Raw genomic sequence first — 23,617 nt, 5'->3', positions numbered from 1 at the left:
TTGAAGACATTGCTCACCCGATTGACGACACTGGCGGTGGTGCTGTTGGCCATCGTGCTCGGCTGGTTCGCCTGGGAGCATTACACCCGGGCACCCTGGACCCGGGACGCGCGGGTGAGGGCGGACGTGGTGACACTCTCGGCGGACGTCTCCGGGCGCATTGTCAGTCTGGCCGTACAGGACAACCAGCACGTTGAAAAAGGGCAACTGCTGCTGGAAATCGACCCGGCCCGCTACAGCCTGGCCGTCGAGCATGCCAAACGCTCGGTCGAGGTGGCCAGGGCCACACTGGGGCAGTCCCGGGCGTCCATCGTGGCCAGCGAAGCCTTGCTCAAACAGCGCGAGAGCGAGGAACGGCGCAGGCGCACGCTCAAGCAGGGGTTTGCGATTTCAGGGGAGGAGTGGGAAAAGTCCAGCACCGATGTGGCCGTGGCCCAGGCTGACCTGCTGCGCAATCAGGCCAATCTGGGGCTGGCCGAAGCCAACGTGCAACTGGCTGTTGCAGCACTGACCCAGGCAGAGCTGGACTTGCAGCGTACCCGGGTCGAATCGCCGGTCAGCGGCTACGTCACCAACCTGTTGACCCGGCAGGGCGACTACGCGGTGGCCGGCAGTGCATTGCTGGCACTGGTGGACAGTGACTCGTTTTACGTCAGTGGCTATTTCGAGGAGACCAAGCTGCCGAGGATCGAAGAGGGCGACCGCGTACGGATCGAGCTGATGAGCGGAGAGCGGTTCGGCGGCACCGTGCAAAGTATCGCGTTCGCCATCGCCGATCGGGAAAACGCGCCGGGCAGCCGGCTGCTGGCCAACATCAACCCCAGCTACACCTGGGTGAAACTGGCGCAACGGGTGCCGGTGCGGATCGGCATCGACCCTGACTATGCGGGCAAGGACCGTCTACGGGCGGGCACGACTGCCACCGTGACCGTTCTGGAAAACCACGACAGACAGGCACAAAAAAGCCCCGCGACCGAATGATACGCGGGGCAAAAAATTGGTTGGTTGCGGCCAACCAAAGGAGCTCTTTGAAAACCTGTTACTTGCTGGCGACCGTTTCCGGTTGCCAGCCGCCACCGAGGGCCTTGTAGATCGCCACGATGCCGCGATACAGATCGACTTCGGCCTGGGCCTGGCTGTCTTCGGCATTCAAACGTTCACGCTGGGCGTCGAGCAACACCAGGAAATCGGTGGTGCCTTCGCGATAGCGGATCTCAGCCAGATCGGCGGCCTTGCGGCTCGATTCACTCTGACGAATGAGCGAGATCAAACGTTGCTGGCGTTTGCCGTAGTCGCTGAAAGCGTTCTCGGATTCTTCCAGCGCCAACAGCACTTGTTGCTCGTAGGTCGCCAGCGCGCCCTCGGCGTCGGCGTCGGCACCCCGCAGACGGGCCCGCACGCTGCCAAGGTCGAACGCTGCCCAGGTGATGCTCGGGCCCAGTGCCCAGGCGTTGGCCGCCGAGGAGCCGATCTGCGAACCGCGCCCGGCGGTCCAGCCGAGGAAGCCGCTGAGGCTGACCCGTGGGAACAGGTCGGCCTTGGCCACACCGATACGCGCCGTGGCGGATGCCAGTTTGCGTTCGGCGCTGAGGATGTCCGGACGACGTTGCAGCAGTTCACCCGGATCACCGATCGGCAATGCCTTGGCAATGGCGGGCAAGTCCTTCGGGCTCAGGTCGACGGTCAGCTTGTCCGGACGCTCGCCCAGCAAGGTCGCGATGCGGTTCTTCTGCCGTACCTGTTCGGCCTGCAATTGCGGCACGCTGGCTTCGACCGATGCCAGACGGGCATCGGCGCGTTCGACATCGAGCTGATCGCCAACGCCGGCGTCACGCAGGCTGATGGTGATCTTGCGTGACTCCTGCTGGTTTTCCAGGTTGGCCACGGCGATCTTTTCCCGCAGCTGGGCGCCACGCAATTGACCGTAGGCGTCCACCAGTTCGGCAATCATGGTGACTTGCAGCTGGTACAGATCGGCTTCGGCAGCCTGCTGATCGGCTTCGCTGGCTTCCAGGTTGCGCTGGATGCGACCAAACAGGTCGACCTCCCAGGCCATGTCCAGACCCAGGTCATAGCGTTCGCTGTTGACCCGTTGGGTGGTCTGGCCGGGAATCTGCCCCTTGCCCAGATTGCTGCTGGCGCGGCTGGTGATGGTCGGCATTGCATCGTTGCTGACATCGTCGCGGATGGCCCGGGCTGCTTTCCAGCGAGCGAAGGCCACGCGCAACTGACGGTTGCCCTGCAGCGACTGGGTCACCAACTGGTTGAGGGTCGGATCGTCGAACTGTTGCCACCAGATGCCTTCGAACTTCGAACGGTCAAAGTTCTTCTGGCCGGCGGCACCGTCGGAGGCGGCCGTGATGTGGGCTGCCTCCGTGGCCGGGGTCTTGTAGTCGGGGCCGACGGCGCAGGCACTCAGGGCCAGCACCAGCAGACTCGGCAGGAAGACTTTCAGACTCATGGGTGCGCCTCCAGTGGCTTTTGAAGATTGTTCGCCTTGGCCGCTTTGCGAGCTTCGCTGCGCTCCACGAAGTTGCGGATCAGGACGTAGAACACCGGCGTCAGCAACAGACCGAAGAAGGTCACCCCGAGCATTCCGGAGAACACCGCCACGCCCATGGCATGACGCATCTCGGCACCGGCACCACTGGAGAGCACCAGCGGCACGACACCCATGATGAAAGCCACCGAGGTCATCAGGATCGGCCGCAGACGCAGGCGGCAGGCTTCCAGTACCGCAGCCAGCGGGCTGAGGCCTTCCTGTTGTTTATCCTTGGCGAACTCGACGATCAGGATCGCGTTCTTGCACGCCAGACCCACCAGTACGATCAGGCCGATCTGGGTGAAGATGTTGTTGTCACCGCCCGATGCAATCACACCGGTGATGGCCGACAGCAGCGTCATCGGTACGATCAGGATCACCGCAAGCGGCAGGCTCCAGCTTTCGTACTGCGCGGCGAGTACCAGGAACGCCAGCAATACGCAGAGCGGGAACACGAACAGTGCAGTGTTGCCGGCCAGGATCTGCTGGTAGGTCAGGTCGGTCCACTCGTAGGTCATGCCGTTCGGAAGTTCATCCTTGAGCAGTTTCTCGATGGCCGCCTGAGCCTGACCGGAGCTGTAGCCCGGGGCCGCCGCACCGTTGATTTCCGCGGTGATGAAACCGTTGTAATGCATCACGCGATCCGGGCCCGAGGTGTCACTGACCTTGATGAAGGTCGCCAGCGGGATCATTTCGCCCTTGTTGTTGCGCACTTTCAATTGACCGATCTGGTCGGATTCGAGCCGGAACTGCTGTTCGGCCTGAACGTTGACCTGATAGGTGCGTCCGAAGCGGTTGAAGTCGTTGGCATACAGCGAACCCAGGTAAATCTGCAGGGTGTCGAAGATGTCGCTGACGGCCACGCCGTGGGTCTTGGCCTTTTCCCGGTCGATGGCGGCATCGATCTGCGGCACGTTCACGGTGTAGCTGGTGAACAGGTTGGCCAGTTCCGGAACATTGTGGCTCTTGGTGATGATGTTCATGGTTTCCTTGTACAGCTCCTCGTAACCCAGGTTGCCCCGGTCTTCGATTTGCAGGCGGAAACCACCGATGGTGCCCAGACCTTGTACCGGCGGCGGCGGGAAGATCGCCATGTAGGCTTCCTGGATCCCGGCGTACTGGCCGTTCAAGGCACCGGCAATCGCACCGGCGGACATGCTCGGGTCTTTACGCTCATCGAACGGTTTCAACGTCACGAACACGATGCCGGCGTTCGGACTGTTGGTGAAACCGTTGATCGACAGGCCGGGGAAAGCCACGGCACTTTCCACGCCTGGCTGTTTCAGCGCCAGGTCGGACATGCGCTTGATCACATCTTCGGTGCGGTCCAGGCTCGCGGCGTCCGGCAGTTGCGCGAAGGCCACCAGGTATTGTTTGTCCTGACCGGGTACGAAACCGGTTGGCGTGCTGGAGAAACCGAAGAAGGTCAGCACCATCAGACCTGCGTACAGCAACAGGGCGATGCCGCTGCTGCGGATGACCCGGCGCACGGTACCGACGTAACCATGGCTGGCCTTTTCGAAGAAGCGGTTGAAGGGACGGAACAGCCAGCCCCCCAGCAACTTGTCCAGCACCCGGGAGAACCGGTCCTTCGGCGCGTCGTGGCCCTTGAGCAGTACCGCGGCCAGAGCCGGCGACAGGGTCAGCGAGTTGAAGGCCGAGATCACCGTCGAAATCGCGATGGTCAGGGCGAACTGCTTGTAGAACTGGCCGGTCAGGCCGGAAATGAATGCCGCAGGCACGAACACGGCGCACAGCACCAGTGCCGTGGCGATGATCGGGCCGGTCACCTCACCCATGGCCCGTTGGGTTGCTTCGAACGGCTTGAGCCCCAGTTCGATGTTTCGCTCGACGTTTTCCACCACCACGATAGCGTCGTCCACCACGATACCGATCGCCAGTACCAGACCGAACAAGGACAGGGCATTGAGCGAGAAGCCGAACAGGTGCATCACCGCAAACGTACCGATCAGCGATACCGGCACCGCCACCAGCGGAATGATCGACGCACGCCAGGTCTGCAGGAACAGGATCACTACCAGAACCACGAGGATCAGTGCTTCGAACAGGGTGTGAACCACCGCTTCGATGGAGCCGCGCACGAAGATCGTGGGGTCATAGACGATGCTGTAGTCCATGCCCTGCGGGAAGTTCTTTTTCAGCTCTTCCATCTTGCCGCGAACTTCGTTGGAAATTTCGATGGCATTGGAACCCGGGCGCTGGAAGATCGGGATCGCCACGGCCGGCTGATTGTTCAGCAGCGAACGCAGGGCGTATTGGCTGGAACCCAGCTCGACTCGGGCAATGTCCTTCAGACGAGTGATCTCACCGTTATCGCCTGCGCGAATGATGATGTTCTCGAACTCTTCCTCGGACACCAGGCGGCCCTGGGTGTTGATCGACAGTTGAAAGCTCTGGGCATTCGGCGCGGGAGGTGCGCCGAGCTGACCGGCCGCCACCTGACGGTTCTGTTCGCGAATGGCCGTCACCACATCCGTGGCGGTCAGGTTGCGCGAAGCGGTCTTGTTCGGGTCGAGCCAGACACGCAGCGAGTAGTCGCCCATGCCGAACAGCTGCACGTCACCGACACCGCCCAGGCGAGCCAGCTCGTCCTTGATGTTGAGGATCGCGTAGTTGGACAGATACAGCATGTCGTAGCGCTTGTCCGGCGAGGTCAAGTGCACAACCATGGTCAGGTCGGGCGAAGCCTTGTCGACGGTGATACCAATACGCGTCACTTCCTCGGGAAGTTTCGGTTCGGTACGGGTCACACGGTTCTGAACCTGCACCTGCGCGTTGTCCAGGTCGGTACCCAGGGCGAAGGTGATGGTCAGGGTGATCTTGCCGTCGGCGGTCGACTGCGAGGACATGTACAGCATGTTCTCGACGCCGGTGATGGCCTGTTCCAGTGGAGCGGCCACGGTTTCACCGATGACTTTGGGGTTGGCGCCCGGGAAGTTGGCACGCACCACCACGGTTGGCGGCACGACTTCCGGGTATTCGCTGATCGGCAGCTGGAACAGCGAGATGGCGCCGGCGATCAGAATCAGCAGCGAAAGCACCGCTGCGAAGATCGGCCGTGAAATGAAGAATCGGGAAAAATTCATCGGAGTTGTCGTCCCTTAACCGCGTGGGGCCGTAGCAGCCAGTTTCACAACCGAACCCTGTGCGCCTTTGGCAGGTGCGACTTTGGGCAGGTTGCTGGCTTCCAGCGCTTGTCGTTGTTGAGCCAGTGCAGCGAGGGTCTGTTCGCTGGCCATCGGAATCACTTCAGGCGATACCGGAGAGCCTGGGCGAACCCGTTGCAGCCCCTTGACGATGATCGTGTCGTCCTTGTTCAGGCCGCTGCGCACGATGCGCAAGCCTTCGATCTTCGGCCCGAGTTCCACCGGGCGGTAGGCGGTCTTGTTGTCGCCATCCATCACCAGTACGAATTTCTTGCCGAGGTCGGTGCCGACCGCTTCGTCATTGATCAGCATGGCGTTGTAGGTGCCGCTGCCGACCAGTTTCAGACGCGCATAGAGACCCGGGGTGTAGGTGCCATCGCTGTTGTCGAACACGGCGCGACCACGGATGGTGCCGGTCTTGGGGTTGACCTGGTTGTCGACGAAGTTCATCTGGCCCAGGTGCGGGTTGCCGTCTTCGTTGGACAGGCCCATGTACACCGGCGTGGTCGCACCGCGCTGACCCTGACGGGCGAGTTGGGTGTATTTGAGGAACACGCGTTCATCGGCGTCGAAGTAGGCGTAGACCTTGTCGGTGGAAACCACGCTGGTCAGTGGAGTGGTGTCGGCAGTCACCAGGTTGCCGGCGGTGATCTCCGCACGGCTGACGCGACCGCTGATCGGTGCGGTCACGCGGGTGAAGCTCAGGTTCAGTTTGGCCAGGTCCAGTTGGGCCTGCAGTGCACCCACGGCGGAGCGGGCTTCTTGTGCAGCGCTGGTGCGCGAGTCGGCCAGTTCGGCGGAAATTGCGTTGCTGGCGCGCAGACGTTCGCCACGGCCGGCTTCGTTTTCGCTACGGGTGGCATTGGCACGGGCCTGAGCAACCAGGGCTTCAAGGCGGCGAACCTCGGCCTGGAACGGACGCGGGTCGATCTGGAACAGCAGGTCGCCCTTTTTGACCAATGCACCTTCGGTGAAGGCGACTTCGTCGATCTGGCCGGAGACCCGTGGACGGATTTCAACGGTTTCCGGCGCCTCGAGGCGCCCGGTGAATTCGTCCCACTCGTTGACCGGCTGTTCAAGCACCTTGGCCACGCTGACTTTGGCAGCGGGCATGGTGGCGGCGGTCTCCGGGGCTTTGCCGCAGGCGCTCATCACCATCACGGCCAACAAAGCCAACGGGAAGCGCAAATGTTTGAGTGATTGTTCCATGGATGCATCCGCCAATGTATTGAAGATGGGCGGATGATGCTCGGCGGGTAGATAGCAAACGAATCGAATGACACGAAGGTAACTATCATTCGGAATGATATAAGACCGAGCGAAGCCCTCTAGCATGCGTCTTTCGTTAGGGGGCTATCAATGTATTCCATGACAAATCTGTGTTGCCGTGAATGCAACAGTCATGAACCGGCTGAAGAGGGCTTCAAAGCGTGGAGCCATGCAGCGAGGAAGCCGATCGTGCTTCTTTATAGTAGAGTCGCCATCGAACCACCTGTCGTCTGAAGTTTTCCGGCACAAGGTGTGCGCAAAACCGACAGTTGGAACGACCTGTAAATGAACGACTCTACGGCTACAACCAGCGGCAACTGGTACTCGGTCATCGCGCTGGCACTGGCTGCATTCGTCTTCAACACCACCGAGTTCGTGCCTGTCGGTCTGTTGAGTTCGATCGGCGGCAGTTTCGACATGACGTCGGCGCAGGTCGGGCTGATGCTGACCATCTATGCCTGGGTGGTGTCGCTGACGTCGCTGCCCATCATGCTGCTGACGCGCAACGTCGAGCGGCGCAAGTTGTTGCTCGTCCTGTTCGGCATGTTCATTGTCAGCCACGTCCTGTCGAGTCTGGCGACAAGCTTCGCGGTCCTGCTGCTGAGCCGGATGGGTGTGGCGTTGTCGCACGCATTGTTCTGGTCCATCACCGCCTCGCTGGCAGTACGCCTGGCGCCACCGGGCAAGCAGGTGCAGGCTCTCGGTCTGTTGGCAACCGGGACTTCCCTGGCAATGGTGCTCGGTATTCCCCTCGGTCGGTTATTGGGCGAAGCCATGGGCTGGCGGACGACGTTTATCGCAATCGCCGCGCTGGCCGCCACGCTGGTGCTCTGGCTGGCCAGAGTCTTGCCGCTGTTGCCCAGCCAGAATTCCGGCTCACTCAGAAGTCTGCCCATGTTGTTGAAGCGGCCGGCGCTGGTGGCGATCTACATCCTGACCGCCATGGTCGTGACCGCGCATTTCACGGCTTACAGCTATGTCGAGCCGTTCATTCAGGTCGTGGCAGGCATGAGCGGCGAGACGGTGACGCTCATCCTGCTGATCTTCGGTGGTGCGGGTATTTTCGGATCTGTGCTGTTCAGCTGGCTGCATCGCTACAGCCCGTCGCGTTTTCTGATCGTTGCCGTATCGCTGCTCGCACTGTGCCTGGCGTTGCTGCTGCCTCTGAACGGCAGCGTCTCGTACCTGTGTGCGCTGAGCGTGTTCTGGGGGATGGCGATCATGGCGTTCGGCCTTGCGTTGCAATCCCGGGTGCTGGTGCTGGCGCCTGACGCCACCGATGTGGCGATGGCGCTGTTTTCGGGGATCTACAACATCGGCATTGGCGGCGGGGCGCTGATGGGGAGCTGGGTGGGGAGCCAGTTTGGTTTTGCTTATGTCGGCGTGGTGGGCGGGATATTGGCGGCGTCGGCGTTGCTGATTTACTGCCTGTCGGTCTATCGGGTGGCTCGATCCGGGGCTTCCTGTTGAGCTCTTGAGTCGCCTGCAACCTGCATTCAAACCCGGCACATCGCACGTCTGAATCCCGTGCTAAGCTGCGCCGCCTTCCGATCCGGCAGCAAGATCTTCGAGGTAACCCATGACCCCCAAACGCGTATTGATCGTCGAGGATGATGCCGATGGCGCAAGCATTCTGGAGGCCTACCTCAAGCGCGATGGCTTTGAGGTGGACATCGCCGAGGATGGCGCCCGCGGACTCGCCCTGTTCCGCCAACGGACGCCGGCGATCGTGTTGCTGGACATGATGCTGCCGAAACTCTCCGGTCCGGAGCTGCTGAGCGAGATCCGTCGCGATGCCGATACGCCGGTGATCATGGTCACCGCCATCGGTGACGAGCCGGACAAGATCGGCGCCCTGCGCTACGGCGCCGACGATTACGTGGTCAAACCCTGCAACCCCAAGGAAGTGGTGGCCCGGGTGCACGCGGTGTTGCGCCGCTACGGGGCGCCTGCCGACAGTCGCCAGCGCCTTGAGTGTCAGGGCGTCTGGGTCGATGCCGAGCGCTTTGTGGCCGGGGTGCAGGTGGGGGGCGAGGAGCATGTGCTCGACCTGACCCGTTCGGAACTGCTCCTGCTCGCCGCATTGCTGCGTGCTCCCACAAAGGCCTTCAGCCGCGTGGAACTGCTTGAGCTGTGCATGCCCGAAAGCGATGCGCTGCTGCGCATCATCGATACTCACGTACACAATCTGCGACGCAAGCTCGAGGCCCTGGGCATCACCGGTGTGCTGGTGACCGTGCGCTCCGTAGGCTACCGGTTCCGCTGATCGTCATGCGCAAACGTCCGCTGTGGCTGTGGGTCGGCCTGAGAATGACCCTGCTCGCCGTTGGCGCGGTGATCACGATCACCGTGTGCATGTACCTGTATTTCTGGATCAGGGACTACCTGGTACTGCAGTCGATGCGGCCTGCGGATCGCGCCGAAATGCTGGCCGGCCTGGTCGATGTTCCGCGCAACGAGTCCAGGCTGTGGCAGTTGATGCAGACCTACTACGACATTCACGACTTTCTTCCCGGTCCCGGCAACAGCATCGACTGGCTGGTGCTGTACGGTTTCGTCATCGTGGTCATTCCGTTCACGCTGATCGTCGGTCTCTACCTCTCAAGGCCGCTGTCCCGGCAGTTTCGTCAGATCGCCGAAGGGGCGAGGCGGGTGGCCGAGGGCGACCTCGGCGTGCGGGTCCGTCAGCACCCGCGCCAGCCCAAGGAAATGCAGCGCCTGTGCACCGACTTCAACAAACTGGTCGAACGTCTGGCGCTGTACGAAAGCGAGGTGGCCGAGTCGAGCTCCAACCTGGCCCACGAACTGCGCACTCCGCTCAATGCAGCCCTGGGGCGGGTACAGGGCATGCTCGACGAGGTGTTTCCGATGACGCCCGAGCAGCTGCGCCTGGTGCAGAGCCAGCTGTACAACCTCAACACCCTGGTGGGTGACCTGCACCTGCTGTCACTGGCCCATGCCGGGCAACTGCAATTGCACATCAGCCTGTTTTCGCCGGCCAGACTGGTCGAGGAGCGCCTGGCGTGGTTCGCGCCACAGTTCGAGGCTGCCGGTATGCAGTTGCATACGGTGCTTGCCGATCCGCTGTTGATGGAAGCCGATCGGGCGCGGGTCGGCCAACTGCTCAACATCCTGATCGAGAATGCCCTCAAGTACGCCCCGGAAGGGCGCGAACTCCGAGTCGCCCTGCGTGAGGCAAAAGGGTGTGTACAAATCGAGTTTCTTGATCGTGGCCACGCGGTGGATCAGAAGGACCTGGGCAACATGTTCGTACGCTTCTGGCGTGCGGAGCAGTCGCGGGCGCGGGTCAGTGGAGGTGGCGGACTGGGCCTGTCGATCGCCCAGGCGATCTGCGATGCCCACGGTGGCTGCATTTCGGCGCAGCGCCGGGACGGTGGCGGGATGGCCTTGCTGGTGACATTGCCCCTGGTGACGCCCGTTAACCTCTAGGACTTGCTGGGCGCAATTCTTCAACAAATCTTGACATGCACTGCACGGAATCTTGAGTGGGCCGTCTTAACCTGCCCGGCGATCGGGCCGATGCGTGACGTCGGCCCTCGTTATCACTCACCGTGCAGTCAATCACATGAAAAAATACATGCTCGCCGCCCTGGTCTTCTGTTCCTTGGGTAATGCCCATGCTGCCGATATCAGCGGCGCCCTCGGCACCACCGGACAAAGCGAATTCACCGGCCGCATCGGCCTGGGCTTCGACTGGCACAAACACTGGCTGCAAAGTGAAAGCGGCCACCTGACGGGGTACTGGGATACCGGCCTGACCCACTGGGGCGCGGGTAAACAGGCCTCATCGCGTACCTCGCTGTCCTTTGCCCCGGTATTCGTCTACGAGTTCACTACCGCAGGTCCGGTGGTGCCCTTTATCGAAGCAGGTGTCGGCGTTGCGCTGTTTTCCGGCACGCGGGTGGGCGCCAAAAACCTGGGCTCATCCTTTAACTTCGAGGATCGCCTGGGCGTGGGTCTGAGATTCGCCAACCAGGACCGTGTCGGCCTGCGGGTGATCCATTACTCGAATGCCGGCATCAAGGAGCCGAACGACGGCATCGAGTCGTACTCGTTGTTCTACCGTCACGCCTTTTAGTTCAAGCAGAACCGGTGTGCCTGATGTTTTCCCGGCAGAACTGGCCGATTCACTCCCCACTGTCCGCCATTGCCAGAATCGGCCAGAAAATCAGCCATCTTGACGAAACCTTGATAATCGCTGAAAGGAACGTTGACAGACCCTCGCTAGAGTGCGGCCCGTTGAAATGCGCCGCGTAACCCCGGTGCGTTTCCACGGTGTCGAAAACTTTATTCAGCGAGTCAACATCATGTTCGAATCAACGTCCATCAAGAAGATAGTGGGCACATCGCTTGCCCTCAACGCGGCAGTGGTCTGCAGCCAGGCCGGCGCGCAGGAAAAGACTGCGGCGGACACCCTCTGGGGCGACGAGACCCAGGTCACCGCTGGCCTGGCCCTGCACACCGCGCCGCGCTACATGGGCGCGAATGGTAGCATCGGGCACGTGCTGCCATCGGTGACCGTCCAGCGTGGCATTTTCTTCGCTGACAGCCTCAAGGGCGTGGGGGTCCAGCACCAGTTCGACAGTGGTTTCAGTGCCAGCCTGTCGCTTGGTTACGACTTTGGCCGCGCCGACGGTGACAGCAAGTATCGCGATGGCTCGGACCGTTTGAAAGGTATGGGGGAGGTGGGCAGTGCGACCGTGGTCGACATCAACCTGGCCCAGCAGATCCTGCCCTGGCTGGCGATCACCGCCGACGCCGAACTGCGTACCGGTGGCTACAAGCGCGGCAACCGCTATCAGCTCGGCCTGTTGAGCACGCTCTACCACAGCGACGCAGACACGTTTACCTTCGGCCTCAATGCACACGCCGGGCAAGCCCGCTACAACCAGACCTACTTCGGCGTCACCGGCCTGCAAAGTGATAACAGTGGTTTTGATCGATTCAAGGCCGACCAAGGCATTTATGCCTACTCGGGCGAACTGTCATGGATGCACCGGTTCGACTCGCACTGGTCGACACTCGCCAGCGTGAATGTAATGCACTACACCGATCAGGTCCGCCATAGCCCGATCCTGCGCCAGGATACGCCGGTGACATCGACCGTCGGAGTGCAGTACATGTTCTGATTGCGCTTCCTGCAGATAGGGCGCGGGCCCGGTGCCCCCGCCTTTTGGGGATGGCCGGCTCAGCTGCACGGAATTGCGTCGCGATGCGCGTGCCTCGCTGTCTTTGCCAGTCTATGGATATTCAGCGACTCGCTCAAAGGCTGTCCGGATCCCCAAAAAACATCTGAATCCGCGACCTTAACCACCGCTCCCCCGGATCGTTATCCTGCGACCCGCGCCAGGCCATGTGCAGTTCGAACGTGCGCGTCGGCAGCGGTGGATCTTCCGCCCGGACCCCGCCCGCAGACGTCAGCGCCTCCGCCGTGTAATCCGGAACGGTGGCGACGATGTCGGTGCCGGCCAGTAATGTGCTCAAGCCGTTGAACTGCGGCACGGCCAGTACGACGTGGCGCTTGCGTCCGAGTTTTTCCAGTTCTTCATCGATGAAGCCACTGAGGTCGCCGGCGAACGACACCAGCGCATGGGGGCGGGCGCAGTAGTCGTCCAGGCTCAGCGGGCCGGGTACGGTGTCGGCGCGCAGCAGTTTGGGCTGGCTGCGGCGCAAGACCTTGCGCTTGGCGTTGGCCGGCAGGTCGGTGGTGTAGCTGACGCCGATGGAGATTTCGCCGGAGGCGAGCAGACCGGGCATCAGAATGTAGTTGACGCGGCGCACCACCAGCACGATGCCCGGGGCCTCGGCGCGCAGACGTTTGAGCAGCATGGGCAGCAGCGCGAATTCGACATCGTCCGACAGACCGATGCGAAACACCGATGTACTGGTGGCAGGGTCGAATTCAGCCGCACGGCTGACCGCCGTCGAAATCGAATCCAGCGCCGGGGAGAGCAGGGCGAAGATTTCCACCGCCCGGGCGGAGGGTTCCATGCTGCGCCCGGTGCGCACAAACAGCGGATCATCGAACAGACCACGCAGGCGCGAGAGCGCCGCACTGATCGCCGGCTGGCCGAGAAACAGCTTTTCCGCCGCGCGGGTCACGCTGCGTTCGTGCATCAGGGTTTCGAATACGATCAACAGGTTCAGGTCGACACGACGCAGGTCATTACGATTCATCTGGAGTCCTGGCAGAGTCATCAAGCTTGACGAGGGCAGCCATATGAGAACAATGGCCGGCATGAATATTACGGGGAAAGGCTGGTAGTCTGCACCGGGTAATTCAGCTTTACTGAGCAGGCAGAGCCAGTTTTTTCATGGATTTTCCCAATGCTGGCCATACTGCGGAATCAATGACAGGCATGTCGACTATTAATGGCCACTGATGGTCTTGGCCGGAAAGCCCAGATAGAGTTCAGGGCATTAGAGGTTACTTTGACGAGGTTTGCGATGTCCCGCACGATCCGTTTTCACAAGTTTGGTCCGGCCGAGGTGCTCAAATGCGAAGAGCATGCGGCCGCTCAGCCAGGTCCTGGCGAAGTGCAGGTGCGTGTCGAGGCGATCGGCATCAGTTGGTACGACACACTCTGGCGCCAGAACCTGGCTTCGTCCCAGGCCCGCCTGCCGTCCGGGCTGGGCCATGAAATGGCCGGCGTGGTGACAGCCATCGGCGATGGCGTCGAAGACTTGATCGTGGGTGACAAGGTGGCCAGCTTCCCGGCCGAGAGTCCCAACGACTATCCGGTCTACGGCGAACTGATCGTTCTGCCACGTACCGCCCTGACCCGTTACCCGGACGTGCTCAACCCGATCGAAGCCAGCGTGCATTACACGCCGCTGCTGATCGCCTATTTCGGTTACGTCGATCTGGCACGGGTCAAACCGGGGCAGTTTGCGCTGGTCACCGATGCCAGCCATTGCGCCGGTCCATCCTTTGTCCAGCTGGGCAAGGCCTTGGGTGTACGGGTGATTGCTGCCACGAAAACCGCGGAAGAACGTGAATACCTGCTGTCTCTGGGTGCCGAAAAGGTGATTGTCACCGAAGAGGAAGATCTGTTGATGCGAATCAACAAGATCACCGACAACCGTGGCGTCGACGTGGTGTTCGACGGTCTCGGCGGGCCGCAGATGTCGTTGTTGGGCGATGTGCTTGCGCCACGCGGCAGCCTGGTGCTTTATGGCCTGCAGGGTGGCAACCAGACGCCGTTTCCGGCCTGCGCGGCGTTCCAGAAGAACATCCAGTTCTTCGTGCACTGCATCGGCAATTTCACCGGTAAACCGGAACTGGGGATCGTCCAGGATCATGTCGCCCTGCAACGTGCCCTGCGTGACATCAACCAATTGACCGCCGACCGCGTGCTGGTGCCGCTCAAGACCCGGGTTTTCCCGTTCAACGAGTTTGTCGAGGCGCACCGTTACATGGACGAATGCCCTTGTCGTGAGCGCGTTGCGCTGCAAGTCGAACCTGCCTGACCCTTGCCATCAGAGTCCGTGACCTCACGGACTCTTGTGCGTTTCTTCCTTCAGACCTTGAGAAACCCTGGGTGCGATGCCTGGGGAGTTCAGTAACTGAGCTGGTTTTTACTCTTGATCTGTATCTTCTAATCGCCCTTCAGACCCTGATAATTGAGTGATTGTTTTCATCTCAAGGAATGAGCGATGTCGGTGCATTCTATTTGCCCTGTGCAATACCGGACGGCTGTTGTTGAGCGATATTCCGGATTCTGTTTAATTGCTGTAGGGCGGTTATGTAATACCTTCTTTTTTTCTTGTGCTAATGGTGCGCAGGTCGTTGTAAGAATTTTCCTCAGAAAATTTAACGAGCGGCGAGGCCCAGTAATTGCTGGCCTTTGCGCCACGTCTGCCGAAGGCTTGTGATGTTTTGAGCACAACTGTTTCAAATAACTACAAAACCTTAAGTGTTAGCATTTCAGCGTCTATTAATTAATGAAGAATGATTGCCTGTCTGATGTTTATGGCGGCGCAATGTATAACCTTTGATATCGGGTGAAGTACTGATGAGCACGATCCATGATCAGGCAATGAACTATGTTTACCAACAGGTATTGCAACGATTGCTGAGTTTCTTTTCCCGTGCGGAACGCACGGCATTGCAGCTACTGATTCAGCGATTGGCGGTAGCTGCCGGAGGCATGGATCGTCTCGGTGAATTCAAGGTGATGGTGACTCAATCCGGCACGCGTGAGTGCTGTTACAACCTGGCCCTTTTGCGCGCGGCACAACTGAGCATTGCCGGTCGTGCTCCCGGGACCTTTCAACTGCGGGTTGCGACGCTGCGAGGTGGAACCCTGCCGCCGGCGGCGTTGCACAACATGCATCGCAGCTTCAGTGCGCTGTTTCTTTATGACGACCCCAGGGTCGAACTGCTCATGGTCGACCATCGAGAGGTTCTGCCCTTCAATCACCAGGCGCCGGACTCGGAAGCAGGCCGTGAGGCAAACTGCATCAATTTGTTGATGCTCGGCCATCGCCGGGGGCAGGGTGAAGACCTGGCGCTATGGGATGACACTTACCTGGCAACAGCAGAGTTTCTCGGCCAGGTCGCTCGCTGGAACAATGGCGTCGACGCGCTGGTCGGCAGCGACTCTGCCCGCAGCCAGGAGTCCTTTCTGCACGGCCTGGATCGTGCAGCCCGCAAGGCAGGCCTGGGTGCGTTGCCGAAACGGGCCAACGGCTTCGACGAGTTGTTCGGTCTGCTCGATGGCATGGGCGGCGATTACTATCGGGAGCTTTATCCGGAGGGGGATCTGCAACCCTGGCGCCCGTCAGGTCAGTTCGAGGCCTGTCGGCGTACTTGTTACATCGGCATCGACGATATCGTGGCGGGCAAGATGGAGGAACGATGGCCACTGCTCAGCGATTTTCTCGGTTTTCAGGCCGATGAACTGCAGATCGAGACGGGTGACGTCGAGTCCAAAGACCCTATAGTCGAAGCCTGCTTCAATGGACTGCACGCCTGTCATGTCGATGGGCGCTCATACGAGGCCGGTGTTTCGGATTACTTGCAGCGTCGCCTGGCTGCGATGCGCCGCAAAAGCGTTTCAGAGGCGGTGTGCGAACGGTTCCTGGCATCGTTCGGCAATCTGTCCGATCTGACGGAGCACAGGTCGCTGGCGCTGGCTGCACTGCAACAGAGCTTCGGGCTCAGTGAGTCACAACTGGTCTGCCTGTTGTTCACGCCCTTCATCGAAGGCGGTGCCGGTCTTGAACGTTTTCTGCGGACCTGCCATCCAGGCATGTTGATCGCCATGCCGGATCTGCACCGCGCCATGCAGGGGCTCCATGCCCCGGACCAGGTGCTGCAATGGATGACCGAAGTCAGTGGGTTGCCGGTACATCTGATCAGCCGGCTATATGCCATGGACTCCATCTCCGGTGATAAGCCGGTCGCGCAGGCATCTGAATTCAACGACGACATGGTTGCCGTGGGCGACCGCTCTGCGGAAGGTTGAGTGTGAGCCTGTCGTCCAGGGACGAAAACATGTCGGCGTACGCCTGCTCATGAATGCCGCACGTGAATCCGACTTCGCCTATCAGGCCGTCTATCGATACCTCACCCAGTTGATCGACGAGCCTGGCGCCACAAGTGACTTCCGGTTGCCTTCCCTGCGGCAACTGGCCGAGCGTCTGGGCGTGTCGATTTCAACCATTCAGTACGCCTATGCACTGCTGGAAAAGGAAGGTCGGGTCTATTCCGTGGCCAAGTCAGGCTATTTCGCACGGGCAGCGACCGCGATCAAACCGCCCGATCAGGGAAGTGACCTGCTGGAAACCGTCTATGTCAACGCCAGGTATTCCGGGATGCGCGTTTTGAGCGCCGACGACCCGGCTGCGGTGCAACCGCTGGACGGTCCGTTGCTGATGCTCGAAAGGGAGCTGATGCGTCAGTACCCCCGACAGCCTCAGGTGCTGGCTCAGCCGTGTGGCGAACTGGAGCTGCGCACATTGCTCGCCGCACGTTATACCTCGTCACCCACCCATTGCTGGCACGCCGAAGATGTCTACATTGGCGCCGATACGCGAAGTGTTCTGGAAATCCTGATTGCCGTACTCGAACTGCGCCACGCTACCGTAGTGGTGGAGTCGCCCTGCGACTGGGTGATATTGCGCCTGCTTCAGTCGGCGGATGTGCGCATCATCGAGTTGCCCCTGCAACCCGGTGGAGTGATCGATCCCGAGCAACTGGCGTGGATGCTCGAAACCGAGCCGGTGCGGCTGGTCCTGCTGTCATCGCAATTGAACATGCCCAATGGCAGCCTGGCCCCCCAGGAGAACCTTGAAGTTGTTGCCGGTCTGCTCAGACGCCAGGGCATCTGGGTGCTGGAAAACGACAGCTACAGCGAGTTGAGGGATGACGGTGAGCGGCGGCCGCTACGGGAACTGCTTGATCCCGATCGGCTGCTGGTGTTCTCCACGTTCGAAAAGGTGATCGGTGTGGAGGCGCCTTACGGTTTCGTGCTCGCTCGCCAGTGGCGTGATCACCTGCAGCGGCACTTTCTGCTGCGCTCGTTCCGCCTTTCGCCGATTCGTCAAAGAGCCATTGCCCGCCTGTATGCAACGGGTCGGGTCGATCAACACCTTCCCGTGCTCAAGCGGCTGCTCAAGGAGCGCCGTACGCAGCTGATCGAGCTGCTGCGAGAAGGGCTGGGTGATGCGCTGCATTTCGACGAGCCGCAGGGTGGCGCAACGATCTGGGCAAAGTCATCCCGTCGGGTAGCGATGGGGGCGGTGTTTCAGCGCCTGCTGAAGCAGCATGTTCTGATCGCGCCGGGAGAATTGTTCAGTACCCAGGGCATGCACGCACAGCATATGCGTTTGAGTGCCATCGGCAGCAGCGGCCCCGAGCTGGCGGGCGTCGTGGATTTGCTCGGCGATGCATTGCGGTTGGCCCCCGGGGACTGAGCTGTTAAAAAACATCGGGGATGGACCGGATAGATCCCATCGCACTACGGTCAAACTGCCAGTAAACTCCGCTGTAATTTCCTGAACCACTCTATTTCAGAGGTTTTGCATGACACTCAGTCCTTTTGCGGGCAAACCGGCACCGGCAGAACTGTTGGTCGACATCCCGCGACTGGTAACGGCGTATTACACCGGGCAGCCTGACGCGTCGATTTCCACCCAGCGCGTGGCATTTGGCACCTCCGGGCATCGTGGCAGTTCCTTCGATCTGAGTTTCAACGAGTGGCACGTACTTGCGATCAGCCAGGCGATCTGCCTGTACCGCGAATCCCAAGGCATCACCGGTCCATTGTTCGTCGGCATTGATACTCATGCGCTCTCGACTCCGGCGGGCGCGAGCGCGCTTGAAGTGCTGGCCGCCAACGGTGTGACGGTCATGATCGCCGAAGGCGACGAATACACGCCGACGCCTGCCGTGTCCCACGCCATTCTTTGCTACAACCGTGGCCGCACGACCGGCCTCGCAGACGGTATCGTCATCACGCCTTCGCACAACCCGCCACAAAGCGGCGGTTTCAAATACAACCCAACCAATGGCGGCCCGGCCGACACGCATATCACCAAGTGGATCGAAGCCAAGGCCAACGAACTGCTGGCCAACAAGCTGGCAGGCGTAAAACGCATCGGTTACGAGCAGGCGCTCAAGGCGCCAACCACCCATCGTCACGATTACGTGAACACCTATGTCGCCGACCTGATCAACGTCATCGATTTCGATGCCATCCGTGGCGCCGGGCTGCGTCTGGGCGTCGATCCGCTGGGTGGAGCAGGGGTGCGCTACTGGTCGGCCATCGCCGAGCACTATCGTCTGGACCTCGAGGTGGTGAACAAGGAAGTCGATTCGACGTTCCGTTTCATGACCGTCGACTGGGATGGCCAGATCCGCATGGACCCGTCCTCCAGCCACGCCATGCAAGGCCTGATCGGCCTCAAGGAACGGTTTGACGTGGCGTTCGCCTGCGATCCGGACCACGACCGTCACGGCATCGTCACTCCGTCCGGCGGTCTGTTGGCGCCGAACAATTATCTGGCGGTATCGATCGACTACCTGTTCCAGAACCGTCCGCAATGGCGCGCCGATGCGGCCGTGGGTAAAACCGTGGTCAGCAGCGGTCTGATTGATCGCGTAGCCAAACGTCTGGGCCGTCGCCTGTACGAAGTGCCGGTCGGCTTCAAGTGGTTTGCCGACGGGCTGTTCGACGGCTCGCTGGGTTTCGGTGGCGAAGAAAGCGCCGGCGCATCGTTCCTGCGCAAGGACGGGGGTGTCTGGAGCACCGACAAGGACGGTTTGATCCCGGCCCTGCTGGCTGCTGAAATGACCGCCCGCACCGGACGGGATCCAAGCCAGGCCTACCGTGCGCTGACCGAAGAACTGGGCGAACCGTTCTCGGTACGTGTCGATGCCAAGGCCAACCCTGAGCAGAAAGCCCTGCTGAGCAAGTTGTCGCCGGAGCAAGTGACCTCGACCGAACTGGCGGGCGAGAAGATCCAGAGCATTCTCAGCAAGGCGCCGGGCAACGACCAGGCCATCGGCGGTCTGAAGGTCATGACCGAAAACGGCTGGTTCGCGGCACGTCCTTCGGGCACCGAGGACATCTACAAGATCTACGCCGAAAGCTTCATTGGCGATGACCACCTCAAGCAACTGGTGGCCGAAGCGCAAACGCTGGTCGATGGTGCAATTTCCACCCAGTGATCGGTGCTCAATAGAAAAGGGCGACCCAAGCGGTCGCCCTTTTTTTGCCCGTCATTCAGCCGATCAGGCCAGGTCCACCAGCACGATTTCACTGTCCTCGAGCGCTGTCACGCTCAATACCGATTCGTGGCTCACCGCAACACCGTCCCGGGCTTGCGCACGCAAGCCGTTGACTTCAATCGCACCGGTTGCCGGCACGAGGTAGGCACGACGCCCGGTATCGAGTCGATACTCGGCGGTTTCACCGGCTTTGATCGTGGCGGCTACCAGGCGGGCGTTGGCGCGAATCCGCAGGCTTTCGTCGTCTCCGTCCTTGCCGCTGGCGAGCGTCACAAAACCTTCGCGATCCCCTTTGGGGAACGGTTTGGCGCCCCAGGAGGGCGGTGCGCCGGTTTCGGTCGGCAGAATCCAGATCTGGAAGATTTTGGTAGGAGTGGCTTCCAGATTGTATTCGCTGTGGGCGATGCCGGTGCCGGCGCTCATTACCTGTACGTCGCCTGCTTCAGTGCGGCCCTTGTTGCCCAGATTGTCCTGGTGGGTGATCGCACCTTCACGCACGTAAGTAATGATTTCCATGTCCCGGTGCGGGTGAGTCGGGAATCCGGTTCCGGGGGCGATGATGTCATCGTTCCACACCCGCAGATTGCCCCAGCTCATGCGCTGCGGATCGTAGTACTCGGCGAAGGAAAAATGGTGATGGGCATCCAGCCAGCCGTGATGGGCGCCGCCCAGCGAGCTGAAGGGTCTGAGTTCAAGCATGTTTTTCTCCTCATCAGGTTCGTCATGGGGCGTTCCGGCCTTGGCCCTGAAGCGACCTCCGTGATTGATGGTGCTCATCATCTATCAGGAAATGATCGATAAAAAGCGTAAAAATTGCGGGATTCCAATCGAATGGTTAGATGTTTAAAGCCTCGAATCGCTCTCATCCAGCCTTCAGTTCATCGCCTAAGCCAATGACCTGTAAGCATTTCGCTAGAACTCCAAGGCAAATGCAGACACCATAGCCCCTCAACAGCCTCACACTCTGGAGTCCGTCAGCGTGGCGCAACACACCCCCGATCTTCCTCCCGAACTTCGTCCCCTGGCCGAGATGTCATGGCTCAAGCGACTGGCGGCGCGTTTCCTGGGTCATGGCCTGACGCAGTTGCGTGCACAGCACCGGGCGTCGTGGCTGCATGGTCAGGCCGATGGTTTTCGCAGCGGTCACACGGCCGGTGTCGAATACGGTTACAAGGAAGGCAAGGCCGACGGGCTGGAAGAGGGGCGTCAGGTGTTGTTGATCCGCGACAGCCGCAGCACCGAGCATCCCGCGCCGGCCATTGACGACCACTTGTTCGATGACTGGCGCCTGCCGCTCACCGCTGAACTGAAGAAGCGCATGAAAGCGGACGTCGCACGTTTATTGCCGGCTCACGCCCAGCCGAGTGCAGCGCAATGGAAAATGATTTTCAGCGACACGCCTTCAACCTCGGTCGTCGCTGGCGCCGGAGCAGGCAAATCCACCACGCTGGTGTTGCGCATTTTGCTGCTGACGCACTATCTGGGCTTTGAGCTGGACTCGATGACCGTGGTGACCTTCACCCGGGAATCACGCAAGGACTTCATCAATAAGCTGATCGAACTGTTTGCGCTGTGGGGGCAGGTCATCAGCCAGAAAACCGCCCGGGATCTGGTGCGCACCTTCCACTCGCGAATTCTGCCGATGGTGCGCAGCCTGCCGGGGTTCGAGCGCTTGCAGGCCTTTGAAAATCTGAGCCATCGGTCGCAAGGTACCGAGGAGGATGTCGACAGTAATCCGTTCGATCTGCGGATCAACGACGCTCAGCGTCAGCAGCTCAATGCCTGTTATCACCGTCTCTACACCGAAAACGAGCGTTTTCGCCAGCTGATTCAGCCTTTGTCCCGGCATGCCTTGCAACTCAAGGAGCTGGAACGCGATCACCCGGATGTACAGAAGCGGGTGGCGGTGACCGAACTGGCTGCCAGGCGCGACGAAGAACTGTGCGATGTGATCGAAGACCTGTGGTTTCGCGCGGGGGCCTGGCCGATACAGGGGGTCGAGCCGAATCGCCAGGCTTTTGAGATCAACGGCGCCACTTTCCATTGTCACGGCTATATACCGAGTCTCGATGCCTGGGTCATTCTGGGTTTCGATCCTCGGGAAAACCCTCAGGTTTGTCGTCCAAATGCCAAACTCACGGTTCGGGCGGAATGGGCGGTCAAGCGCACCCTGTTTCAAGCTTTCTGTCGTAAGCCTTTGATTTGGCTGGATAGTTACGAGGCTTCTCGGCGGGTTCTGGCATCTCTGGCTGGCGATGCGAGTGCGGGGCCGGGGTTCGATTACAAGGTCAAGGGCGAGCTTGCGTCTGCACCTTTGCTTGACTGTTTCGTCGCCGCCGCAGGCTTTATCGAGAACCTGGGCCTGGATGTGCCGGACGCCGTTGGCCGAATGAGTTTCGCCAAGGACGACCCCGACCGGTTTTTCTTCGAGGCCTTGAGTCTGTTCTGGCGTGCGCTGGAAGACCATCTGCTCGATCAAAAGCCACCGATCATGACCTACAACCGGATGTTCGCGCTGTTCAGCGAGCATTCGCCGGAAAACCTCAAGCTGCTGAGCGATGAGCTGCTGCGTCCCTTGTCGCACCTGATGATCGACGAGTTTCAGGACGTTTCACCGCAGATCGTTTCGTGGATCCGTGCCAGCCTCGCAGAAATTCGCAGCCGTGGCCCGGCCATGCACGTCGGACGCGGGGCGCAACGTTCTTCTTTGCTGTGCGTGGGGGATGACTGGCAGTCGATCTATGGCTGGCGGGGCAGTTCGCCGAGCTACTTCATGGAGTTCAACAAAACGTTTTCCTCGCCCGGCACGACGCGAGTGATGCTCAGCGACAACTATCGCAGCCATCAGCACATCATTGACGCGGCCGAACACATCGTTCGTGCAGCGCCGGCGATCCCCGGCAAAAAAGCCAAAGCCGCTGGAGAGGAGAAGCCGTTGCAACCGGTCAATGTGCTGGAACGCGACGATCAGGCCCTCGGCCTGCGACTGTCAGAGCACTATGCAAAGGGTGATTCAATCTTGATGCTCTATCGAAAAAGTAGCGATAAGTCGTTGATAGAGCAGCATATTCAGTCTGTAGTTAATGTTGATTCGAGCTTGCCGTATGAGTCCCGGCGCCTGAAACAACTGACCTATCACAGCGCCAAAGGCTTGCAGGCCGACGCGGTGTTCCTGCTGGGTGATTGCCAGCACCTCACCAGTTCGCCCTACAAGAATCAGGTTTACCGAATGGCCGGGCTGGGCAAGGCGGGCGACAACGAGCCTTACGACAGCGCGCAGAAAGACGAAGTCCTGCGTCTGGCCTATGTCGGTATCACCCGTGCGGTCAGTCATTGCTATTGGTATGTCGAGCCGCAGGATGCTCAGGCGGTGAACATGCCGCGTGCCTCAGACCGGGTCGCCAGGAGCAAGCCGTTCTTTTTCGATCATCGACCGGAACAGAAAAGCGCTTGAATCGAACAACAAAAAAGCCCGCGTAATCGCGGGCTTTTTGTTTTAAATCAATGAGCTAGGCGTAATTCTTCAAGGATTCCGAAGGAATGAACGCCTCCAGCTCATCCTCGACCGCTTCGATTATTCGCTCGACATCGGCCGCGTTCATCACCGTGGCACAGGGTATGCCTGCGATGGCGATCATGGTTTCACCACTGGCCCGATCGAACAGGCGGGCGATCATGCTGCCCGGCGCATCCATCGTGGCTTCGAAGCCCATGGGGTGAAAATGCCAGCGCATCAGCTGGCAGGCGTTGGGGAACGTGACTTTGCTGGATCCATTGTTCATGTGTTGCCCGCCTTCTTCATCGAGCACTTCCGTTTGCTCATGGTAGGTGGGAAGAGCCCTCATTGGCTCAACCGGAGACTGTCCTTAAAAGTAGCATCTG

The 23,617-nt window shown here is 60.3% G+C and carries 17 protein-coding genes; 11 read left to right on the top strand and 6 right to left on the bottom strand.

Annotated features, from left to right (window positions below; genetic code table 11):
* Positions 1-981 (top strand): biotin/lipoyl-binding protein, encoded by a 981-nt coding sequence (locus BBF94_RS04770; RefSeq protein ID WP_065257898.1) that lies wholly within the window; start codon positions 1-3, stop codon positions 979-981.
* A 58-nt stretch (positions 982-1,039) separates the two neighbouring features.
* Here BBF94_RS04770 and BBF94_RS04765 read toward each other — a convergent pair whose 3' ends face one another.
* The 3 genes from BBF94_RS04765 to mexE are packed head-to-tail and all read right to left on the bottom strand — an operon-like array spanning position 1,040 to position 6,918.
* Positions 1,040-2,461: an efflux transporter outer membrane subunit gene (locus tag BBF94_RS04765; protein WP_065257897.1), complete on the bottom strand. Its 1,422-nt coding sequence runs from the start codon at positions 2,459-2,461 to the stop codon at positions 1,040-1,042.
* On the bottom strand, positions 2,458-5,649 hold the full coding sequence (locus BBF94_RS04760; protein WP_065257896.1) for an efflux RND transporter permease subunit: 3,192 nt from the start codon (positions 5,647-5,649) through the stop codon (positions 2,458-2,460). Before BBF94_RS04760 ends, BBF94_RS04765 begins: the two co-directional genes overlap by 4 nt.
* Positions 5,650-5,664: 15 nt before the next feature.
* A complete protein-coding gene (mexE, locus tag BBF94_RS04755; protein WP_065257895.1) occupies positions 5,665-6,918 on the bottom strand; it encodes a multidrug efflux RND transporter periplasmic adaptor subunit MexE in 1,254 nt (417 codons plus the stop codon).
* A 345-nt stretch (positions 6,919-7,263) separates the two neighbouring features.
* Between mexE and BBF94_RS04750 the strand changes: the two genes are divergently transcribed.
* The 5 genes from BBF94_RS04750 (at position 7,264) to BBF94_RS04730 (ending at position 12,128) form a co-directional block, all read left to right on the top strand.
* Positions 7,264-8,448 carry a sugar transporter gene (locus BBF94_RS04750; protein ID WP_065257894.1) on the top strand — a complete coding sequence of 395 codons (1,185 nt, stop codon included), beginning with the start codon at positions 7,264-7,266 and terminating at the stop codon, positions 8,446-8,448.
* A gap of 109 nt (positions 8,449-8,557) precedes the next feature.
* Positions 8,558-9,244: a response regulator transcription factor gene (locus tag BBF94_RS04745; protein ID WP_065257893.1), complete on the top strand. Its 687-nt coding sequence runs from the start codon at positions 8,558-8,560 to the stop codon at positions 9,242-9,244.
* A 5-nt stretch (positions 9,245-9,249) separates the two neighbouring features.
* Positions 9,250-10,428: an ATP-binding protein gene (locus BBF94_RS04740; protein ID WP_065257892.1), complete on the top strand. Its 1,179-nt coding sequence runs from the start codon at positions 9,250-9,252 to the stop codon at positions 10,426-10,428.
* A gap of 136 nt (positions 10,429-10,564) precedes the next feature.
* The gene (locus BBF94_RS04735) at positions 10,565-11,077 is read left to right on the top strand and encodes an acyloxyacyl hydrolase (protein ID WP_065257891.1); all 513 of its coding nucleotides are present in this window, start codon (positions 10,565-10,567) and stop codon (positions 11,075-11,077) included.
* Between the two features lie 229 nt (positions 11,078-11,306).
* Entirely contained in the window at positions 11,307-12,128 is an 822-nt protein-coding gene (locus BBF94_RS04730) for a MipA/OmpV family protein (RefSeq protein WP_065258019.1), read from the top strand.
* A 133-nt stretch (positions 12,129-12,261) separates the two neighbouring features.
* Here the strand turns inward: BBF94_RS04730 and BBF94_RS04725 are convergent, their stop codons facing one another.
* Positions 12,262-13,176 carry a LysR family transcriptional regulator gene (locus BBF94_RS04725; protein ID WP_065257890.1) on the bottom strand — a complete coding sequence of 305 codons (915 nt, stop codon included), beginning with the start codon at positions 13,174-13,176 and terminating at the stop codon, positions 12,262-12,264.
* Between the two features lie 270 nt (positions 13,177-13,446).
* Between BBF94_RS04725 and BBF94_RS04720 the strand changes: the two genes are divergently transcribed.
* The 4 genes from BBF94_RS04720 (at position 13,447) to pgm (ending at position 19,675) form a co-directional block, all read left to right on the top strand.
* Positions 13,447-14,469, top strand: a complete 1,023-nt coding sequence (locus tag BBF94_RS04720) for a zinc-dependent alcohol dehydrogenase family protein (protein WP_065257889.1) — start codon at positions 13,447-13,449, stop codon at positions 14,467-14,469.
* Positions 14,470-15,014: 545 nt separating this feature from the next.
* Positions 15,015-16,469, top strand: a complete 1,455-nt coding sequence (locus BBF94_RS04715) for a hypothetical protein (protein ID WP_065257888.1) — start codon at positions 15,015-15,017, stop codon at positions 16,467-16,469.
* Between the two features lie 49 nt (positions 16,470-16,518).
* A complete protein-coding gene (locus BBF94_RS04710; protein WP_065257887.1) occupies positions 16,519-17,919 on the top strand; it encodes an aminotransferase-like domain-containing protein in 1,401 nt (466 codons plus the stop codon).
* Positions 17,920-18,028: 109 nt separating this feature from the next.
* Positions 18,029-19,675, top strand: coding sequence for a phosphoglucomutase (alpha-D-glucose-1,6-bisphosphate-dependent) (pgm, locus tag BBF94_RS04705; RefSeq protein ID WP_065257886.1), 1,647 nt, complete (start codon positions 18,029-18,031; stop codon positions 19,673-19,675).
* 63 nt (positions 19,676-19,738) lie between these two features.
* Here the strand turns inward: pgm and BBF94_RS04700 are convergent, their stop codons facing one another.
* Positions 19,739-20,434 carry a pirin family protein gene (locus BBF94_RS04700; protein WP_065257885.1) on the bottom strand — a complete coding sequence of 232 codons (696 nt, stop codon included), beginning with the start codon at positions 20,432-20,434 and terminating at the stop codon, positions 19,739-19,741.
* Between the two features lie 280 nt (positions 20,435-20,714).
* Between BBF94_RS04700 and BBF94_RS04695 the strand changes: the two genes are divergently transcribed.
* A complete protein-coding gene (locus BBF94_RS04695) occupies positions 20,715-23,189 on the top strand; it encodes a UvrD-helicase domain-containing protein (RefSeq protein WP_065257884.1) in 2,475 nt (824 codons plus the stop codon).
* A gap of 55 nt (positions 23,190-23,244) precedes the next feature.
* Here BBF94_RS04695 and BBF94_RS04690 read toward each other — a convergent pair whose 3' ends face one another.
* The gene (locus tag BBF94_RS04690) at positions 23,245-23,517 is read right to left on the bottom strand and encodes a DUF1652 domain-containing protein (protein ID WP_065258018.1); all 273 of its coding nucleotides are present in this window, start codon (positions 23,515-23,517) and stop codon (positions 23,245-23,247) included.
* Between the last annotated feature and the right edge of the window lie 100 nt (positions 23,518-23,617).

Source organism: Pseudomonas bananamidigenes, from assembly GCF_001679645.1.
Classification (GTDB): Bacteria; Pseudomonadota; Gammaproteobacteria; order Pseudomonadales; family Pseudomonadaceae; genus Aquipseudomonas; species Aquipseudomonas bananamidigenes.
The sequence above is the reverse complement of the archived record's forward strand: the minus strand, read 5'-3'. Positions and strand labels throughout refer to the sequence as shown.

Coding starts and splice junctions, on each gene's coding strand:
- BBF94_RS04720 (WP_065257889.1), top strand. CDS start 13,447: ATGTCCCGCACGATCCGTTTTCACAAGTTTGGTCCGGCCGAGGTGCTC.
- BBF94_RS04735 (WP_065257891.1), top strand. CDS start 10,565: ATGAAAAAATACATGCTCGCCGCCCTGGTCTTCTGTTCCTTGGGTAAT.
- mexE (WP_065257895.1), bottom strand. CDS start 6,918: ATGGAACAATCACTCAAACATTTGCGCTTCCCGTTGGCTTTGTTGGCC.
- BBF94_RS04740 (WP_065257892.1), top strand. CDS start 9,250: ATGCGCAAACGTCCGCTGTGGCTGTGGGTCGGCCTGAGAATGACCCTG.
- BBF94_RS04700 (WP_065257885.1), bottom strand. CDS start 20,434: ATGCTTGAACTCAGACCCTTCAGCTCGCTGGGCGGCGCCCATCACGGC.
- BBF94_RS04730 (WP_065258019.1), top strand. CDS start 11,307: ATGTTCGAATCAACGTCCATCAAGAAGATAGTGGGCACATCGCTTGCC.
- BBF94_RS04725 (WP_065257890.1), bottom strand. CDS start 13,176: ATGAATCGTAATGACCTGCGTCGTGTCGACCTGAACCTGTTGATCGTA.
- BBF94_RS04710 (WP_065257887.1), top strand. CDS start 16,519: ATGAATGCCGCACGTGAATCCGACTTCGCCTATCAGGCCGTCTATCGA.
- BBF94_RS04760 (WP_065257896.1), bottom strand. CDS start 5,649: ATGAATTTTTCCCGATTCTTCATTTCACGGCCGATCTTCGCAGCGGTG.
- BBF94_RS04750 (WP_065257894.1), top strand. CDS start 7,264: ATGAACGACTCTACGGCTACAACCAGCGGCAACTGGTACTCGGTCATC.
- BBF94_RS04745 (WP_065257893.1), top strand. CDS start 8,558: ATGACCCCCAAACGCGTATTGATCGTCGAGGATGATGCCGATGGCGCA.
- BBF94_RS04765 (WP_065257897.1), bottom strand. CDS start 2,461: ATGAGTCTGAAAGTCTTCCTGCCGAGTCTGCTGGTGCTGGCCCTGAGT.
- BBF94_RS04690 (WP_065258018.1), bottom strand. CDS start 23,517: ATGAACAATGGATCCAGCAAAGTCACGTTCCCCAACGCCTGCCAGCTG.
- pgm (WP_065257886.1), top strand. CDS start 18,029: ATGACACTCAGTCCTTTTGCGGGCAAACCGGCACCGGCAGAACTGTTG.
- BBF94_RS04715 (WP_065257888.1), top strand. CDS start 15,015: ATGAGCACGATCCATGATCAGGCAATGAACTATGTTTACCAACAGGTA.